This is a genomic window from Streptomyces uncialis, assembly GCF_001905345.1.
Lineage (GTDB): Bacteria > Actinomycetota > Actinomycetes > Streptomycetales > Streptomycetaceae > Streptomyces > Streptomyces uncialis.
Window position 1 is genome coordinate 427,548 of the sequence record NZ_LFBV01000007.1, and the last position, 18,367, is coordinate 445,914.

Genomic DNA, 18,367 nt, shown 5'->3' on the forward strand with positions numbered 1-18,367 from the left:
CCCTGAGACGTCGGCGAAGGGGAAGAGGTCCGCTCCCACGGCCGGGAAGGTACGGGCTGACGCGCTGCGGATGCTGGGATGTGTGCGGGTAGCGACGGTCCGTCAGCTGGCCCAAGTGAGCACAGCCGAAGGTCGGGATGGCCGGTCGTATGTGCGTCGGGCGATGAAGAGGCTGGCGGAGCTGGGGCTGGCGGATACGAACGGCAAGGCCGGGCGGCACCCGATCTGGAACCTGACAGTGGCGGGGCAGAAGGCTTTGGCCGACGGTAACGAGCTCCCTCCCCGACCGAAGGCCGGCACCGGAGCGAAGGCCGTCGCGGCCGGGTTCGGTCCGCACGGGATCGCGGTGGCGGACACGATCCTCGCCTTCGGCTGCCGGGACCATCTGACCGGCTGGCAGGTGGAGGTCAACCACGCCATCAAGGAGACCGGCCTCAGCTTCAACACCGACGCCGTCCTCGCGTGGCCGACCAAGACCAGCGAGGTGCGCCTCTTCGAGCTCGACAACGGCACCATGCCCCAGGCCCGGCTCGCCCGTGAGGTCTGGGACTACGAGCGCTACGCCGGGCACCGCGTCTGGGAAGGCGCCCGCGGCACGATCGGCGGCACGTTCCCGTTCTGGCAGCGCCACCGCTACACCCGCTCCGAGACGTTCCCTCGACTGCATGTAGTCCTGGCGGGCAAGGCGGAGCACCTCCTCGACAACCGCCCCCAAGCGCTCGCCGCCGACGTCCGCGGCATCACCATCGAGGTCTGGGTGAACACCCTGCCCCGACTGAAGCGCCGGGAGCCCTGGTACGAGATCGGCACGGATGACCCGGACCGGCGCCGCCAGCGCTACCCGGAGACGCTCGGCCGCTGAGGTTGCGCACAACGCCGGGCACGCCCCCGTTGCGGAGGGGGCTGTCCGGCGTCCGGCCCCGGCGGGCGGGACGGGCGCCGAAGTCCCCGTGCCACCGCGCGGGACGAACCGGGTCCAGGCACACACTGCGCCCCGGACCCGGCGTACCAAGGAGACGTCGACACCACTACCAGCGGAGGAGACCCGAGCATGAGGCACAGCAGGCGGGACAAGAACCATGACATCGACATCGCGGCTGCGGCTGCCTGGCCGGAACGGATCTGTTCCCGGCTTGCCGCGGCGGCCAGGAACGCCGAGCCGAGGTGGCGGCCGGTTGCGGCGTCGAAGACTTCGATGGTGTCGTCGTGATGGGGCAGGTGCCGTACTGACACCTTGGTGCCGGTACGGCCGTTCATCCACGGGGCGAGGTAGTCCCGGCGGCGCCACCGCACCCCGCTGGTACTGATCGTGTACGTACGCCCGTCGTCCTCCAGAGCGAATGTCGCCAGCTGCCCCGCGGCCACGTCCGTGAGTGGTGTCGCGTCGGCCTGCCACGTCTGGAGGGGGGTTTTCCCGTTGAGCGCGGACGGGTGGTGGCGGGTGTTCCACCAGGTCACCCAGTCCAGCAGCAGCCCCACGAACGCCTCATACGTCAGGGGCGGGGCATCGGGGTCGGCGAGAGCGCCGCCGGTGAGTCTCTGGCGGCCGGTGTAGCGGGGGAGGGAGACGAGGAACATCTCCTCCACCGCGTCGTTCAGCGCCTCGATAGTGCCCTTCAGGTGCGGTGTGTAGGCGGGCAGGTCGGTGACGGGGACGGCGAGCGCGCCCATCGCGGCGCTGACCGCCTGGCACAGGAACTCCTTGCCCCGGTCCACCCGGATCTCACCAGGAAGCCCGCCCACCGGCCCGAACGGCTCGCTGCGGGTGATCGCGATGCGCAATGACGCCAGCACCGCGTCCCGGCTCGGTGCGTGTGCGGTGACCGCGACCCCGGTGATCGCCTTGGTGGCGCAGTCGATGAACCAGGTCACCCACGGCGTGGCCAGCTCACCCTCGACATCGACTTCGACGGGCACGTGCTTGTGGTCCCCTTCCCACGCCGCGTTGCGGTGCGTGGCCGGCCGCTGCCCGAACACGTCATGCGCGCGCCGCGCGGCTTCCCCGCTCTTGAGCCCGGCCCGCTCACCGCGGGTCAGGTCCCGGCGGATCGCCCGGTGCAACGTGGAGAGCGACGGCACCGCGGGCGCGTCCGGATCCCCGGCCGCCCGCTGCACCAGTTCGGCGTGGACCCGGGAGGCGTTACCGCCCCACAGCGCCAGCAGCCGCCTCACTTCCGTGGTGACCGTGAAATGCGACGACTCCACCCGGGCGAGGCGATGGTCCTCCCGGGCAGCGGCCAGCCACCGCCACACCGTCCGCTCCGACTTCCCCAACGCCTGCGCCACCAGACGCACATGCGCGGCCCTCAGCTCACCACGCCCGTCGAGGTCCAGCAGCCGGGGCATCGCCGCCGCCCGACCCGACGCCGGCGGGAACACCGCCACCGGGCCGTCTTCAGGGTCCTCGCCGCGCCGTCCCGGCATCATGGCCCCTTCCCACGAGCACTGGGCGGCACGCTCTGCCGCCCTGGCCCCAGGTATGCCAGGCGTTCAGCATCCGACTGACCGGTTTCGGCATACGACTGACAGCAACCGTCGCCATCCGGTACGGCGTGGCGGCGGCCCGCCGGTAGAACGGCAGGCCGGTTGGGCAAGCCTCGCCTGGAAACGACACCTCCCCACGCGAAAGCAGAGGAGAGAGGTCTGTTCCATCCCCGGCGCCGCCGAGATACGCAAGCGGCTGACCCGCCATGGCCGCTGAAGCCTCTACCGCTGAATAGCCCGGCCTGCCAGGCGATGGACGGGCGCCGCGCTGACATCTTCATGAGTTCGGGCCCACGGCAACTGCCAGCATCTGCTGTGGGCTTCCTGGTAGGCCATCTGTAGTGATATCACTGCGGTGCGTGATCTTATGTGACAGGTCGGGGGCGGAATATGGCAGGAGCACTTCAGCCGGGCAGAGACGGAGCCCGGCCGGTCCTCGAGGGCTTTCCGGAGCCCAAATCACCAGAGGTCGTCGTGGTTGCCCCGCCGACCCAGAGCGCTCCCACGCCCACACCCCAGGTGTACCTGCAGTACATCTATGACGCGGACGACTGGGAGGACTTCACCGTCGAGTGGGTCCGCCAGTTCGGCTCATGGTCTGGTCGCCCCTACGTCCGAGTGCAGCGGATGGGTGGGGCCGGCGACCGCGGAGCGGACGTCGCAGCCTGTCTCTCAGCGCAAGGGACGGCGGGCGAGTGGCACTGCTACCAGTGCAAGCACTACGTCAAGCCGCTCGGGCAATCAGACGCCTTCCCAGAGATGGTCAAGATCTTCGTCGCGAAGATCCTCGGCACGTACGAGCTGCCCACGCGCTATGTCTTCGTCGCACCAAAGATTGGCACGGGACTCGAACGACTCCTGCTCAACCCACCCCAGCTGAAGGACGAGTTCTTCGCGGCGTGGGACGACAAAAACTCCAAGCTCGGGACCAAGCCCAAGCTCACCCCGGAGATGCGTACAGCCGTGGGCGCGCTGGCGCAGGCGACGGACTTCTCGATGTTCGAAGCCCGGAACCTCGAAGAGATTCTCAAACTGCACGCTGCGACCCCCCACCACGTTAGGCGCTTCCCACAACCGCTTAAGCAGCGCCCTGCCGCCGATCCGGCCCCACCTGACCAGGCACCACACGAAGCTGTCTACGTCCGCAAGCTGCTGGACGCCTACAACGCGAAGCACGGCCTCGCCTTGGAGACGCTGCAACAGGCCCGCGACCATGCGAAAGTCAGCGGCCATCTCTTCCGACAGCGTGCCGCCTTCTTCCACGCCGAGTCACTCTGGCGTTTCGCCCAGGAGAGCGTCCCGGAAGCGACCTACACCGCGATCGAAACCGACCTATACGACGCCGTGATCGAGATCGAAGACCGCGACCATGCCAGCGGCTACGCACGGCTGGAAGCCGTACTGGACGCGGCTGTCGCCCACACACCGAACCCGGCGAACATCCTCGCCCCCGTGGTGAAGGTCATCGACCTCAAGGGCATGTGCCACCGTCTGGCCAACGATGATCGGCTGACCTGGTGCAAAGAGGAGGCCCTGTGACCCCCCTCAACAGCCCCGTGGAGGCCGGGATGCGCGCTCTGGTCCTCCTGTCAGAGGCCTTCCCCCGTCGGCTGGACGTCGCCCAGCTCGTCTACCTGGACCACGCCATGCTCCACAGCGGCGACCTCGACCACGGACCGGCCAGCCTCCACCCCGATCTCCCCGCCGGCCCCGGCGAGCTCGGCCTGCGCCGCCACCTTATCGAGCAGGGTCTCATGGTCCTGCTGCGTGCTGGCCTCGCCGACATGACGACCACCGACGACGGCTTCATGTACGGGGCCACGGACGAGGCAGCGGGCTTCCTCAGTGCCCTGGAGTCCCCCTACGTCGGCCAGCTCATCGAGCGGGCCGACTGGCTGACCAGTACCTACATGCATGAAGGAACGGACGTTCGCGAGGGCATGAAGCAGATCACCCAGCGCTGGTCTGGCCGCTTTCAGGTGAGTACCGCCGACCTGGGAGAAGAGGACGTCCTGTGAATAGGCTGACGCTCGTACACCTGACCTTCCTCGGCATGGACAAGCCCCCAGCAGCGATGGAATTCAGCCCTGGACTGACGGTGATCTACGGAGCCTCCGACACGGGCAAGTCCTACGTCGAAGAGGCCGTGGACTACATGCTGGGCGCCAGCGAACTCAAGTCAGTTCCGGAGGGCGACGGCTACACCCGCATCCTTCTGGGCCTGCGCGTGAGCGACGGCCGCAGCCTCACCCTGTCCCGGGCCATCGGCGGCGACACCATCGAGGTGTTCAACCACGATCTCCGAGAGGTGCCATCGGAGCCAGCGGACGAGACCCTCAAGTCGAAGCACAACGCAAAGTCGAAGAAGAACATCTCCCGCTACCTGCTGACCGTGCTGGGGATCGACGGCCGAAGGGTTCTCCAGAACTCGGGCGGCAAGGCGTTGCCGCTCAACTTCCGGGACTTGGCCCGCTTGGCCGTCGTCAACGACACACGCATGGCCGACCAGAGGTCCCCCGTGCTCGGCACCCGGATGCCACAGAACGAGACCAGGGAGAAGTCGGTCTTCAAACTTCTCCTCAGCGGACAGGAGGAGCCGGAGCGCCCTGCCGCGCCCAGCAATCTGGAGAAGCAGTTCGGCAAGGGCAAGATTGCGGTCATCGACCACCTCATCGACGAGACCCGCGAGAAGCTCACGATGGAGGCGAACCAGTCGCAACTGCGGGAGCGGCTCGACCGCCTGCAGGCGTCCCTGGGTGAGGTGACCGCCGCCGCCATCGAGCTCGCTGAGGTCCGCACCGGCCTTCTGCGCGACCGCCGGGGCCTGGAAGAGATCGACCTCGCGGCCCAGCAGCAAGCCGCCGAGGTCCAGCAGCTGCTGGCGCGATTCGCTCTGCTCAAAGAGCAGTACGAGTCAGACCTGGCCCGGCTACAGATGGTCGGTGAAGCCGGAACCCTCCTGGGCTATTTCCAGACCGGGACCTGCGTCTTCTGCGGCGCCGAGCCTCAGCACCAGCACCCGGAGCACCACGTCGCCGAGAGCACTCAGCTGGCAGCGTCTGTATCTGCGGAGACACGCAAGACAACCGATCTGCTCAGCGACCTGCTCCTCATGATCGAAGATCTGGAAGAGCAGGCAGCGGACATAGAGTCGGCCCGCGCCGCCCGTGACGAACAGCTCACGCTCAACGCTGCGGAGCTCCGCGCACTCGATCAACGGATGCAGCCGGTCGACACAGACACCACCGAGCTGCTGAACGTCCGTTCACGGGTCGAAAGCGAGCTGGCCCTGCACGCTCAGATCCAGCAGCTTGAAGACCTCAAAGCATCGCTGTCCACCGTGGCCCCTGCTCTGCCGGCTGCCCGCCCCGACGGCATTCCCGCCGCCGATGTCGCCGACTTCGAGCGCATGATCCATGCGACCTTGGAAGCCTGGCACGTTCCGGGGAACAACCACGTCATCTACGACCCGACGACTGCCGAGCTCTCCGTTGACGGGCAGCCACGAAAGAGCCGCGGCAGGGGCATGCGGTCCATCCTCCACGCCGCCTTCGCAGTGTCACTCGCGCGCAGAAACACAGCCCGCGACCTGATCCACCCGGGCTTCGTCGTACTCGACACGCCGGTCCTCACCTACCGCCGGCCCGAAGACCCGGAAGAAGAACGTCCCGAGCTGATGACTTCCGACGTCGTCGAGAACTTCTACCAGGACCTCCTCGAGAACCCACTGGGCCAGGTCATCGTGATTGAGAACCCCACACCGCCAACGAGCATCAGGGGGCGTGCTGCCGTCCACGCATTCAGCGTTGACGGCTCGGTACGCCAGGGATTCTTCCCGCCCCGAGACAGGCAGTGAGGACCGGCCGCTCAATATGGACAGTCGCGCGTGCCTTGGTCAGGCCCACTCGACGCCCAGCTTCCGTAGTGCGTCCAGCTGCTCCTGGGTGAGCTTGTCGCGCCGGCTCTTGGTGTTGGAGACCCATACGCCCAGCTTCACGATCACCGGCTCCGCCTCGCCGTCGACCGCGATCGGCTCACCATGCCCGCGCGGTACCGGCCGGTCCGCGCTTTCCCGCTCCACCCATTGCGCGAGGGCCGCCAGGCCGCGCTGGAACGCCTGCTGCGCCTTGCTCGGGCCCTTCGCCGCGGACGCCTTCGCTGGGGCGGGAGACGGGGCTTCAGTGGCTTTGATGCCCAGCGCGGCCAGCCGCTCCTGCTGCTCTGTGACGGATCGGTGATGTTCAGGGAGTTGGACTGTTTTGGTCTGGTGTCCCGTCTTTGGGGTGGGACTCAGGACGGCTGAAGCGGCTGTGTTCGGGCGTGATGGGCGTGGTCTGCTGGCGTGTTCGGTTTGGTCGTTCGGGCGCTTGGTCTGTGGTCCGGTAGTTGTGTGGGATTGATCTTGGGTTTCTCGTAAATGTGGTGGTGCGTCTATAGGCGGCTGCGTTCTCTGGAGGGTTGGGGTTCCGGACGATGCTGGTCAGTGGCGTGTGTGGGTGAGGAAGACCCGGAGGGGATCGTTCGCGTTGCTGGCGAGGCGGGACAGTCCGAGTCGGTGGGCGATGAGGCTGAGGGCGTCGTCGGTGGTGTGGTGTGGCGGGTTCGGGAGGGCGGCGAGTGTGCGGGCGAGAGCAACGGTTTCGGGATAGGTCACCAGGTCGCGGGTCAGCAGGGCTGGGGAGGCGTTGCCCGTGGTGGTCAGGTGGGGGTTGGTCGCGCAGAGCCGGGTCAGGCGGGTGTGCCAGCGGTGGGTGAGGTGTTGCTGGTGGTCGTACCAGCGGGTGGTGATGGCCCGCGCCGCGGTCCAGGCGGTGGCAGCTCGGGGGTGTCGTAGGAGGCGCTGGTGTGCGTGGTGTGCGGCGGCGAGTTCGGGCACGCCTTGGGTGCGGATGGTGGTGGCGAGTCGTGGGTCGGGGGCTGCTTGGTGGTGCCGTGGGCACACCAGCCGGTGCGGCGGCCGATGATTCCAGGCGGTGCCGGTTGCGCCGTGACTGCGGTGGCGGGTGCACAGGGTGCAGGCGCGGACAGGCTGCAGGTCGGCCTGGAGCCGCTTCCAGCCCGCGGTGGCAGCGATGTCGTGGGCGTCGTCGTTGGGGGCGAGGCGAGGCAGGGCGCGGGTCAGATGGGGGAATGAGATGCCGGCCAGGGCGGCGAGGCGACGGCGGGCGGCGGGGCTGAGGTGGAGTTCGGTAGCCGGCAGGGTGCCGTGGCCGTGGAGGGTGATACCGGCGCTGTCGAGGAGCTGGGGCAACGTCAGTCGGTAGGCGTCGGCCAGACGTTGGGCGTAGGAGGCGGTCGTTTCGCCGGGCAGTGGACGTACGCGGAACACGCCCGGTGCGGCTGAGGGGATCCGCAGCCATACCTCTGTGGTGAGAACGGCGCGCCGGGCGGGGGACGCTGCGACCGCGGCGCGGGTTGTGACGTCTGTCCGGCTCACGGGCTGCTGGTGTTCGGGCTTCGCGGCCAGCCGCTTGGGCGGTGGTGCTGTTCGGCGAGGTGGTCGAGGCGGATCGCGTCGAGGGTGGTTTTGGTGATGCGTTCGGTGCCGTCGATGAGGGCGGTGATGGCGGCCTGGCGGATGAGGCGGGCGAGGCTGCCGATGCGGCCGGCGGTGCGCTCGTGCAGGTAGGGGGCCAGCTTGGGGAGGGTTCCGGGCCGGTGATGGCGCAGGTCGAGCGCGCTCTCCATCGCGGTGATGAGGTCGCGGAAGGGCTCTTCGTCGCCGAGGCGGGCGGGGAAGGCGGCGCAGTCGATGAGGGAGGCGCGTCCGGCGAGCTGTGCACCGCGCACGCCGGTGAACAGGGGGGTGGTGGTGACGTCGATTCCGGCGTAGACGAAGGTGGCGCCGATGCGTTCGGTGAGGTCTTTGATCAGGTCGGCGCTCTGGGCGCCGGTGGTGGTGCGGGGATTGAGCCGGTGGATCTCGTCGATCATGACCAGCTGGACCCGGGCGGCTGTATAGGTGTGGCAGACGGCGTTCGTGATCTGAGCCTGGGACATGCCGGCGGTGACGGGGATGCCGAGGTAGCGGGCGAATTCGGCGGCGAGGGTCTTCGCGCTGGCGGCGGGCGGGACCAGGACGTAGGCGACCGGGATCTGCCCGGCCGTAGCCGCGGGGCCGTGGCGGCGGATGTGGGCGAGATGGCAGGCGCGTCCGACCTGGAGCAGGGCGGTGGTTTTCCCGGCGCCTGCGGGGCCGGTGACGATGAGGGACGGCCGTGCGGTGACCGCCTGGTGGCGGCCGAGGATCATCAGCATGCGCACGTTCTTGGCGAGAGCACCGATGGCCGGGGTGCGCACGGTGATGAACCGCGAGTGATAGGCCAGGCGTTCCTCACGGCTGCGGTACGGCGTGCCGGGCGGGGGAGGAGCCGCCGCGGGGGTGGTGACGAAGGCATGGAAGCCGTCCCAGGTGGTCACCGCCTGTGGCTGCGGATCAGGGGCGTCGCCGCCGGCGCTTGCCGCGGCACCGGGAGAACGCCTCGCCGCCGAAAGCGACTTGCTGGCCCGCGTATCGCTCGTGCCCGGCGAGGCGTTCACCACTGCTCGGCCTCCGCTTCGGCGTCCCACAGCCCGTACCCGCCTGCCTCGGCCTGCAGCCCGCTCGCGCCCTCCGGCTCGCTTGTGCCGGTCTCGGTCGCGGTGTCGACGCTGATGAGGTCGTCCAGGCTCTCGCTCCAGTCCGGTGCCGGGGCCGGTGCGGTCTCTGCGTCGAGTGGGCGCCGCTGGCCCGGAAGATCGGGCAACTGTGCTGCCGTACCGGAGCGGGAGGCCCTCCGACGGCGGGTTTTCTGCTCGGTCTCGGCGGGGTGGCGGGTGCGGCGCAGGAGCTGGTCGAGGGCGTCGGCGAGGTCGGCTTCGTGCTGCTCGCGATCCCCGCGGAGTTCGACCTCGGCCTGGACGTGGCGCCAGATGGCGTCGTTGAAGGGCTGGTGGACGTGGTCGCGGTGGATCCACGGGATTTCGTGGAGATGTCCGTCGGTGAGACGGACCCAGATCTGGCGCGCGTCATGGGGGTTGTAGTGGACCTCCCACTTGCCGTCCCTGGCCACGACGGGAGAGCGCTCGCCGCGGTGGGGATCGAGGATGTCACGGTTGTAGGTGCGGTAGTCGAGGCGGATGCCGCGTTCGGTGACGGGCTGCCAGCGAACGGGCAGCAGTTCGAGGTAGTCGGCCCCGCTCAGCGGCACCGGCACGTAGCCGCTGATGGTGATCAGCGCGGCCCACATCTGGTTCGGGGTGAGGGCGGTTTTGGGCAGGACGGGGTGGCGCAGTCCGTCGTGGGGCCGGTTCTGCCAGCCGCAGGTGATCCATTCGTCGAGGACGTCCTGCAACTGCGGGACCGTCCACCGTGCTTCGGCCGCCGTCGCGAAGCCGCGGCGCTGGGGGCTGGAGCCGGTGTGGCCGGCGACGTGCTGGCAGAACAGGTCGTTGATCGAGCCGAAGGTCCGCTCCACCACGGCCTTGGCCTGCGGCCGACGGGGCGGGGCCGGCTGCACGCTCACCCCGAGTGTCTCGCAGGCGGCGACGAAGCCCTGCGAGAGGTAGATCTTGCCGCGGTCGACGACGATCGTCTCGGGCACAATCACCGGCCGCGCGGCCGCGCCCTCCAGTCGTTCGTCCAGCGACAGCATCCGCTCATAGGGCACTTCGGCCCGAGACAGATGCAGCGCTGAGGGCCAGGTGGGGCGGGCAGGATGCGGAACAGCCATCTCGGCCAGGAGCAGTGCGGCGTCGACGGCCTTGGTGCTGTGCGGGCGCAGGACGGCGGCCAGGATGGAGCGGGTGGCGACGTCGACGGCGATCGTCAGCTCCGGCCGGCCCAGGCTGCCGTCCTCGAGGACGGCCATGATGTCCAGGCGGGTGGTGTCGATCTGCACCTGCTCCCCGGGCCGCAGCACCACCGGCGCTGCCGACGAGGCTCGGGCGGGTACGGTGGCGGTACGCGCCGGGCGCCCCGGACGATCGGCCGGGTCGGCCAGCACGCTCACCAGCCGGTAGAACGTCGACCGCGACGGCATCTCCACCACCCCGCGCCCGTGCGTGTCCTCCAGGATCTGCCCGACCAGGACCTGCAGTCCCTTCACCGTCCCCTTCGACCGGCCCCGCTGGCGCCGCAGCGCCTCCAGCACAGCGGCCACGACCCGCTCGTCGGCATACCCCGTCGGATGACGCCCACGGGCCGGCACTGCACGCTTGTCGACCAGCCCCCACAAGCCCTGCTTGCGGTAGGCGTGCCGCATCCGCTCCACCGTCGTACGCGTCACCCGCGCGAAGCCAAGCGCCGCCAGTTCCTTCGCCTTGGCCGCGTCCCGCTGCGCCAGCGTCCACCGCTCGGGGTCGTACTCCGGCCGCATCGTCTGGCCGTCGTGGCTGCCCGGGGCGTGCGGCAGCCCGGTCTCCACCTCCCGGATATGAGGCAGCCAGGCCAGCGCCCTCTGCTGGGCCGCTACCGGAACGGTCTCGAACAGTCCCCATTGCGGCACTGCGTCCGGCTTGCATGCGCCCACTACTTCGAAGCCCGGATCGGCGAACAACCGCCCCAGCAGCAGGCTCATTTCCGCGCCGTCCTCCTGCAGCAGGTAGACCCGCTGGCCCTGCAAAGCGGCGACCTGCCAGGTCTGTCCCCGGTAGGCGACGTGCGCGCCGACCTCCACCACCGGCCGCTGGCTCTTACCCTGTGTGCCGCCCACTGAGCTCACCCCTTCCTCGGCCGCCCCCGGCGTCCAGACGCTCTTCGACGCTCCCACCACCATGTTCTGCGTCAGCGCAGACCAGCGTCTCCTCGTGCAGCGGCTCATCAAGAGGCGTTGTCAGATGCCCGCACCACAGCGCGTGATAGACAGCCGGCAGTACGTGCAGAGGCTCACCCACCGCGGCTGCGCCATCGGCCAGCGGCCGGGGCCCGGCGAACGCCTCAGCCAACGCGGCCCGCAGCCCGGGCGGGCCCTGATTGCGCGGGTGGCGGTAGCCGGCCAGCCATCGCAGGTTCGCCGCCACCACCGCTGGAGGCGGCTCGAGGCGCCGATATGACCAGCCCACGCGGGCACACGCCGCCTCCAGGACCATCCGCGCCCGCTGCGCCTTGTCTGCCCCGGCGGTCGGACTGGAGGGGCAGTCGGCGAGCAGGCCGGTGCCCTCGGCGTACCGGGCAAACAGCTGAGGTACCCACGAGCGCACCCGCTCGTCGGGATCCCGCCACAGCAGCCGTACCGGACGTGCGGACAGGCCGGTCACGTCCGGGTCCCGGTCCAGAACCATCAGCTGGGTGCGCATTGCTGCCGAACCGTGTACGACGTGCCGTCCGGTAGTCGCGGACCACCACCAGCCCGGCCCCCACCGGCGGCCCGGAACGATTGGAAACGCGGATACCGGCGCGAGGTCCTCGAACCGCACCGACGCGGCCGCCTGATCCCACGGCAACTGCGTCACCTGCCCGGCGGCCGTGGCGAACGCGGCTTCGATTCCCGCACCGGCGCCCCCTGCGGCAGCCTGCTGCACCTGCCTGCTGTGCTCGTGCCCCTCCACGCTCAACAGCCAAGCCCATGGTGGGCTGCTGAACGCCGTGATCCGGATCCGCCACCCGAACGGGTGAACGGCGGGCGCGACGCCGAGCTCCTGCACCCGTGGTCAGACCGGGAAGATTCTCAGTTCCTGCAGGAGCCGCTGCTGGCCAGGCAACAAGGCGTGGCGTTGAGCGAGCTGCTCACTGATCCAGGAGCGCAGCTTGGGCGGTGGTTCGAGGCCGGCGATGAGCAGGAGACGCACACGGTGGTAGTCGCGCTGCCAGGCGAACGCCCACGGAGGAAACCACCACGGATCCAGAGCAGCGAGGGCCTGCATGCCCGGCCACGGAGCCGGTGTGCGGCGCGCGTGCGCTCCGGCCTCTCCGCGTTTGCTGGCGAGCCACCTGCCCAGAGGGAACCCGTTGTGCTGAACGGGGTGCGGCAGCGCCAGGTGGCCGTGAACGCCGGCGTAGTCCCGGGCATGGGCCAAGCCCACGGCGAAGTCGATCCGAGCGCCGGTGCGGCGGTACCGCGCGGTCTGCCTCGTTTGTGCGGACTCGGCGGTGATGCCCATCTCCCGCAGTAGACCTTGCTGGCGGGGGTGGAGCTCTTCGAACAGGGCGCACTGCGCGTACAGCCATGACGCGGCAGACGCCCCCACCCCGGCGAAGCCATCCCTCGGCACCAGAGGCTGATGGCTGCCGCACTGCTTGCGGGCGTGGTGGTAGGCGCGTTGCCATGCCAAGGGCCATGGCGGGTTCCACCACGGGTCGATGGCGGACAGTGCACGGCTCCGGTCGGTTTCCTTCTCCGCCATCCGGGCCCGGCTGCGTTGGCTCATCAGCCATTGCCCAAGAGGAAAACCGTCCTGCCGCGTGCTCTTGGACGTGGCGAGGTGGCCGTGGACGGCGGCAAAGGCTCGGGCGTAGTCCAGGCCGGTCGCGAAGGCCAGAGCCAGGCTTTTGCGGCGAGGGCGTGCTGAGCGGGCGTGCGCGGGCCGGATCCCGAGATCTGCGAGCAGGCGTTGCTGGCCCACGTGGAGGTCGTCGTACCGGGAACACTGCTCATGGAGCCACTCGCCCAAGGCGAGACTGGTGCCAGGGAATCCTGCCGTGGCGTCGACGAGGCCATGCTTTTGCACGTGTACCAGGGCGCGGTGGTACGTCCGTCGCCAGGAGATGGGCCAGGGACCATTCCACCAGGGATCGATGCGATGCAACGCCTGTGCCCGCTCTATGGGGAGCGCTGCTACTCCGGTTCTCTGATTGGCCAGCCACGGCCCCAGAGCAAATCCCTCGTGACGGCTGTACTTGGGAACAGCGAGATGCCCGTGACGCGCCGCGTATGAACGGGCGTGTGCCAAGCCGACCTGGTACGCCTGCTCTGCACGGGACGGCATTCCTCCCACCGGAGCACTGCCGACGTGCTGGAGGCGCAGCTCCCGCACCTGCGCCGCAAGCCCATGAGGCCGGTGCGCGACCGGAACCGCCCACACGTCTTCCTCGGGCACTGCTCCGCGCTCCCGCCGCACACACGCCCGCACCCAGGCGAACAAGGCTCCTGCGCTGGAGGAGGCAAGCTGCTCCACCAGCCACGGTCGGCCCAGACAGCGAGCCAGCTTGGTCAGCAGACGGGGAACCTCGGCCAGCGTGTGCGGCATCTGACCGCGCGTGTCCTCCAAGACCCGTTGTCGCCACAACCGGTCAGAAAGAACCGTCGTGACCGCGACAGCCTCCGGATACGTCACCACGTCCCGGGTGAGCACTGCTACCTCACCCTCGGGGAGATCGACACAGACACGGCCAAGACGCGACGGCCAGAGCACCTCGTCCCGCCAGCGCGCATCCCACCAGGAGGCAACGACCGCCTGGGCCACGGCAAAAGCGTTCTCGCACGAGCCCCTACGGCGCAGCAGCGGCAGAAGGCGCTGGTGCGCACGGATCACCTCCGGTACCCCGGCGAGGCCCACCTGGCCTTCGACCAGCGTGACTCTGTCCAGCGCGAGTGAGTCGAGGGACCAGCACTGGTGCCTGACGCAGATCCTTGAACGCAGGCCGGAGTACAGACGAGCAGAACACGGAGCGCCTGTCCGGGCCGCCGTACACAGACGACATCCCAGCATGACGGCAGGAACCGTGCTGCCGGAGGCGAAGCGCACGTTTGGCTGGTCACCGTTCGCCTTCGCGTCAGCGCCCTCATCCCAGGAAGGCAGCGCGCGGGACAGATGCGACTCCGGCACCTGGCAGAGGGAGGCCAGCCGACGCCGCACTGCGGACGCCAGGAACACCTCGCCGACGAGACAGTCTTTTCCCCAGACACCACGCACGCCGGGGCCCGCCATCGCAGACAACAAGCCCGTCACGGTGACGTTGTAGCGAGCGGCCAGCCGGTTCACGAAGGACATCGTCGTTTCACCTGCCAGCGGGGCCAGCCGGACGACACCGGCCACCGGCCACGGGGAAAACGAATCCGTCACCTGGCACTCCACAGTTTCACCGGCACGCGCGACCGGCACAGGCTTCCCCCTGCCTCTACGCCGCCCATTCCATGCCGAGCCCCCGTAGCGCGTCGCGCTGCTCTGCGGTGAGCTTGTCGCGCCTCCCGCGGGTGTTCGATACCCACACGCCTAGCTTGACGACCACCGGCTCCGTCTCGCCGTCAACCGCGATCTCCTCAGTGTGGCTACGGGGTACCGGCCGGTGGGCACCCTCCCGCTCTACCCACTGGGTGAGGGCCGCCAGCCCGCGCTGGAACGCCTGCTGCGCTTTGCCCGGCCCCTTCGCTGCAGGCGTTGCAGTCGGGGCGGGAGACGGGGCCTCAGTGGGCTGCACGCCCAGCGATGTCAGCCTTTCCTGCTGTTCGGTAGAGAGTTGTGTCCAGGTGCTCGCTTCTCTTTGCCGTGTGAGCCATCGTCCGATGTCGTCGCCCTCGAAGAGCACGCCGGGCTGGATGTGGGGTAGGTGGCCGTCGGCGTCGACGAGGTCGGAGAGGACGCGGTAGTGGCGTTGCCAGTCCAGCGGCCAGGGGCAGTTCCAGTCCGGGTCGATCGCCGCCAGCTGCGCGGCACGCACCGCTGCTCGCTCCGGGTCGTTGCCCAGACCGTTCTTCTGCCCCTTCCGCCGGAGGTTCGCCAGGTGCTGCCCGATGGGCACCATCGCCTCGCCCTCGCCCCAGACGGCGTCTTGCCGGGGTGCGAGGTGCCCGGTGGCCCGCTGGTAGGACCGGAGTGCGGCGAGTTTGTTCTCCCACGCTTCGTCGCCGGGTTCCCACACCATCCCGGCGTCGTCGAGGAGCTCTTTGCGGTGGGGGTCGAGTTCACCTGCGCGCTGCGCGCGGCGCTGCTGGTGCACCCACCGGCCCAGGGGGTAGTCCTTCGTCACGCCGACTGCGGTCTCGGTGTCGTACGGCACGGCGTACAGGCCCGTGACCTCGTTCTCGGCACGCCAGCGGACCAGGGCCTGGTAGCCCTCGAGCCAGACCAGTGACTCGGGCCGGATGACGCGGCAGCGGGTCAGGGCGGCGATGTCGGCGGCGTCGCGGGGGGAGGCGAAGTTGACCACGATGGAGGCGACCCGGTCGACCTCCTGCTGCGCCTGGCTGGTCTCCTCGGGCATGTCCTCGTTCTCCGGGCCGGCCGCGGGCCGGATGTGGATGCGCCGCCGTTCGGTGCCGCGGGTCAGGGCGCGGGAGGCGAGCTGGTCGACCATGCGTTCCGAGTGCGAGCGCAGGGCTTGGAGGATGTCGACCAGGGGCTGGTAGCTGGCCGAGGCGACCATGTCCTTCGGGTCCTCCCCGGCCTGGAGGAAGACGGGGATGATGATCCGGGCGGTCTTGGTCGTGCCGTCCGGGTTGGGGCGCAGAGCGCGTCCGATGTTCTGGACGACGTCCACCTGGGAGCTGCGCGAGCCGACGATGCACACGGCCTCGACCCCGCGCAGTCCGGTGATGTCGACCCCGACCCCGAGCGCCCGTACCGAGGAAAGGAACGCCCGGTGCACCCGCCGATTCCGGGCATTGATGCCGTTGGCGAACCGGTGGATCACCTCACGCCGGTGCGCGATGGGATGGTCCCCGCACAGCCAGTCCGCCCATACCCGGTCCGGAGGCACATGACGGCCCTCCTCCAGCTCGTACAGCTCAGCATCGATCGACGACGCGGGCAGCTCCTCCGCACCTACCAGCGCCGCCGCGGAGGCCTCGGCGGTATACAGCTCAGCGGCCGTGCGCGGCATCTGCTCGGCGAACGCGGCCGCCGCCTCCACCCGCTGGTGGAACACCATGGTGGTGTGCAGATTCTGCTGCGCCGCGTGCTCGAGCAGCGCGGCTTGGAGCAGGGCCATGCGTCGGCCGCGCAGGGCGTCCTCGGACAGGCCCAGGATCGGGTCCGGGTCGCGGATCTCCAGCACGTCGATCTCGAACCCCGCAAGAATCGAGCGTTCCACCGCCTCCGCCAGCCCAAGATCGAAAATCCGAGTGCCGTAGGTGCTGGAGTCGTCCTCCATCGATGCGATCACCATCTCCCGCCCGTCCCGGCCCCGCTGCGGCCGGGGCGCGGCGAGGATCCGCGGGGTCGCGGTCAGGTAGAGCCGGAAGTCGACGGGGATGCGGCTGTTGTCGTGGATCGCTGCCCACGGTCGGCCCATGTCCCCCGCGGTCATGTGCCCCTCGTCCAGAATGGCCAGGTCGAACGGAGCCATCCGCTGCCCGTACAGCCGCTCCCCGCCCGCCAGAGCCGATTCCAACGGCCCAGGAACAGTCCGACGGCCAGTGACATCGGCGGGGTCCTCACGGTCCACCAGCGAGGCGTACGTAGCGAACACGACCACCGGCCCGGACCCGGCCCACAGGGCGAGCTGGATCGGGTTGGTGGTGGTGCGCACTCCGAGCTGCTCCAAGACCTCATCCTTGTCCACCGAGCAGACCGCGACCATCGGCGCCCGGTGCCCGACCCGCCGCCAGGACTGGGCACTCTGCACGATCAGGTCCAGCGTGGGCACCATCACCAAAATCCGCCCGCCCGGGAAGTACTCCAGAGCGCACGCAGCAGTGGTGATCGTCTTACCGGACCCGGTCGCGGACACCCCCATGGCACGCGCCCCCTCCGGAGGAACAGGCGATCTTGCAGGAAATCCAATCCAGCTACGAAAGCTCAATTTCTGGTCGACCTGGTGTTCCTTGAGTGGAACCAAAAACATTTCTAGCCCTCCCCGATTCTTATCCCTGTGGCCTTTCAGAGGGCCGCGTGCGGAGTGCAGGCCGCGCTCAGGTCGTTCCAGATCGACGCATCCGCCTTGTGCCAGCCGCCCGGCTTTCCGTCCTTGAAGGGCGGCTTGTCGTCCGGGTCGTAGTGCCCGGCATCGAGCGTGCAGACCACGACGTCCCCGTCTGCGTTCCGCGTCCGGGCCGTGCACAGACCGCCGGCCTCGCCCAGCGCCTCCAGCACCCGGCGCCGCGCCGTGGTGTGCGGGTGAGTGCCCGGCAGCACGGCCTCCCGGACGAACCTCTCCAGCCGCACCAGGTCGGCCCGCTCACGCTGCCTCACGTCCGCGATGGGCACGGCCAGTTCAGCGGCCCCGGCCGACCGGTCGCCGCGCCGGGACCACTCCCGGTTCGCGATGCCCACCAAGGCCTCGCTCACGGCCCTCACGCCGTCATCCCACCCGTCTGCGAACAGCGAGCCCCGAGAGGCCGGCGCCATGCCGCCCAGCTCCACCACCTGGCACTGCGCCCCGGCGACCGCTCCGGCCTCCAGCGCGGCCACCAGGTCGTCCGCCTCGCTGGCGGGCACGCCCTGTGCCTCCAGGAGCGCGAACACCTTCAACCGGGCGTTCAGGCCCGCCGTCTGGTACTGCGTCACCTGGCGCACAGAATCGCTGCTCAGCGCGGGATCGGGTCCGGTAAATTCGTGGTGACCGGTCATCTGCGGTCGTTCCTCTCGGAATTCCGGGGAGGTTCCCGGTGGTTGGTGGGTGTCCCGTGTTTCCGCCAACGGTACATGCCACATCAACCTGATGCACGCGGTACACTAGAACTCACGCGAACGAGCGACCGCCACCCCTCGTAGCCAGCCCGGCCCGCGCCAGCGGGCCCCAAGGTTCTGGAGGCGCAGCCGGAAGGACCGTCAGGCGGGGGAGCGCAGCGGACCCGCCGGGAGCGCCCCGCGCTCCCCCAACTCCCGCACTGGAGGCCCTACTACCTGCACTCACCGACCCCATCGGCCCGGCCGCGCACCGCGCGGCCATCCGGGCGCGCAGCGGCCGGCCCCACTGCCTCCAGGAGCGCAGCGGAGGGAGGCGCCCACGCTCCGCGTGGGCGGAGGGAGCGGAGCGACCGCCCCGCTTGCACATCGCGCAGCGATGTGGTACCCGCTCCGCGGG

Annotated in this window: 12 protein-coding genes and 1 pseudogene; 4 read left to right on the forward strand and 9 right to left on the reverse strand. The window is 69.5% G+C overall.

The window, feature by feature from the left end; genetic code table 11:
• Window positions 1–70: 70 nt before the first annotated feature.
• Window positions 71–862 (forward strand): replication-relaxation family protein, encoded by a 792-nt coding sequence (locus AB852_RS26430; RefSeq protein WP_073792694.1) that lies wholly within the window; start codon window positions 71–73, stop codon window positions 860–862.
• On the opposite strand, the gene AB852_RS26435 is transcribed toward AB852_RS26430, so the two are convergent.
• Window positions 838–2,385 carry a Mu transposase C-terminal domain-containing protein gene (locus AB852_RS26435; RefSeq protein ID WP_178391121.1) on the reverse strand — a complete coding sequence of 516 codons (1,548 nt, stop codon included), beginning with the start codon at window positions 2,383–2,385 and terminating at the stop codon, window positions 838–840. The genes AB852_RS26430 and AB852_RS26435 overlap by 25 nt on opposite strands.
• Before the next feature lie 618 nt (window positions 2,386–3,003).
• On the opposite strand from AB852_RS26435, the gene AB852_RS26440 reads away from it, so the two are divergent.
• From AB852_RS26440 to AB852_RS26450, 3 genes are read left to right on the forward strand one after another with little or no spacing between them, the layout of a single operon-like run.
• Window positions 3,004–4,023 (forward strand): ABC-three component system protein, encoded by a 1,020-nt coding sequence (locus tag AB852_RS26440; protein WP_143201285.1) that lies wholly within the window; start codon window positions 3,004–3,006, stop codon window positions 4,021–4,023.
• Window positions 4,020–4,502, forward strand: a complete 483-nt coding sequence (locus AB852_RS26445; protein ID WP_107499353.1) for an ABC-three component system middle component 2 — start codon at window positions 4,020–4,022, stop codon at window positions 4,500–4,502. The genes AB852_RS26440 and AB852_RS26445 overlap by 4 nt, the downstream gene beginning before the upstream one ends.
• Window positions 4,499–6,340, forward strand: a complete 1,842-nt coding sequence (locus AB852_RS26450; RefSeq protein ID WP_079184936.1) for a coiled-coil domain-containing protein — start codon at window positions 4,499–4,501, stop codon at window positions 6,338–6,340. Before AB852_RS26445 ends, AB852_RS26450 begins: the two co-directional genes overlap by 4 nt.
• A gap of 39 nt (window positions 6,341–6,379) precedes the next feature.
• On the opposite strand, the pseudogene AB852_RS26455 reads toward AB852_RS26450, so the two are convergent.
• The 8 genes and pseudogenes from AB852_RS26455 to AB852_RS26490 all read right to left on the reverse strand — a co-directional run.
• Window positions 6,380–6,709, reverse strand: a pseudogene (locus AB852_RS26455) (helicase associated domain-containing protein); the annotation flags it as partial.
• Between the two features lie 255 nt (window positions 6,710–6,964).
• On the reverse strand, window positions 6,965–7,921 hold the full coding sequence (locus tag AB852_RS39940; RefSeq protein WP_079184937.1) for a TniQ family protein: 957 nt from the start codon (window positions 7,919–7,921) through the stop codon (window positions 6,965–6,967).
• Entirely contained in the window at window positions 7,918–8,904 is a 987-nt protein-coding gene (locus AB852_RS26465) for a TniB family NTP-binding protein (RefSeq protein WP_073792697.1), read from the reverse strand. Before AB852_RS26465 ends, AB852_RS39940 begins: the two co-directional genes overlap by 4 nt.
• Before the next feature lie 116 nt (window positions 8,905–9,020).
• Window positions 9,021–11,144, reverse strand: coding sequence for a Mu transposase C-terminal domain-containing protein (locus AB852_RS26470; protein ID WP_079184950.1), 2,124 nt, complete (start codon window positions 11,142–11,144; stop codon window positions 9,021–9,023).
• A 13-nt stretch (window positions 11,145–11,157) separates the two neighbouring features.
• Complete coding sequence (locus AB852_RS26475; RefSeq protein ID WP_073792743.1) at window positions 11,158–12,012, reverse strand: TnsA-like heteromeric transposase endonuclease subunit; 855 nt, start codon at window positions 12,010–12,012, stop codon at window positions 11,158–11,160.
• Between the two features lie 102 nt (window positions 12,013–12,114).
• Window positions 12,115–14,466, reverse strand: coding sequence for a Helicase associated domain protein (locus tag AB852_RS26480; RefSeq protein ID WP_073792744.1), 2,352 nt, complete (start codon window positions 14,464–14,466; stop codon window positions 12,115–12,117).
• 55 nt (window positions 14,467–14,521) lie between these two features.
• Window positions 14,522–17,185 carry a DEAD/DEAH box helicase gene (locus tag AB852_RS26485; RefSeq protein ID WP_079184938.1) on the reverse strand — a complete coding sequence of 888 codons (2,664 nt, stop codon included), beginning with the start codon at window positions 17,183–17,185 and terminating at the stop codon, window positions 14,522–14,524.
• A 35-nt stretch (window positions 17,186–17,220) separates the two neighbouring features.
• Window positions 17,221–17,910, reverse strand: a complete 690-nt coding sequence (locus AB852_RS26490) for a hypothetical protein (protein ID WP_073792700.1) — start codon at window positions 17,908–17,910, stop codon at window positions 17,221–17,223.
• Window positions 17,911–18,367 lie beyond the last annotated feature (457 nt).

What these genes read in the sequence shown, in the direction of transcription:
- AB852_RS26430 (WP_073792694.1), top strand. Translation starts at nt 71, where the DNA reads ATGCTGGGATGTGTGCGGGTAGCGACGGTCCGTCAGCTGGCCCAAGTG.
- AB852_RS26490 (WP_073792700.1), bottom strand. Translation starts at nt 17,910, where the DNA reads ATGACCGGTCACCACGAATTTACCGGACCCGATCCCGCGCTGAGCAGC.
- AB852_RS26485 (WP_079184938.1), bottom strand. Translation starts at nt 17,185, where the DNA reads ATGTTTTTGGTTCCACTCAAGGAACACCAGGTCGACCAGAAATTGAGC.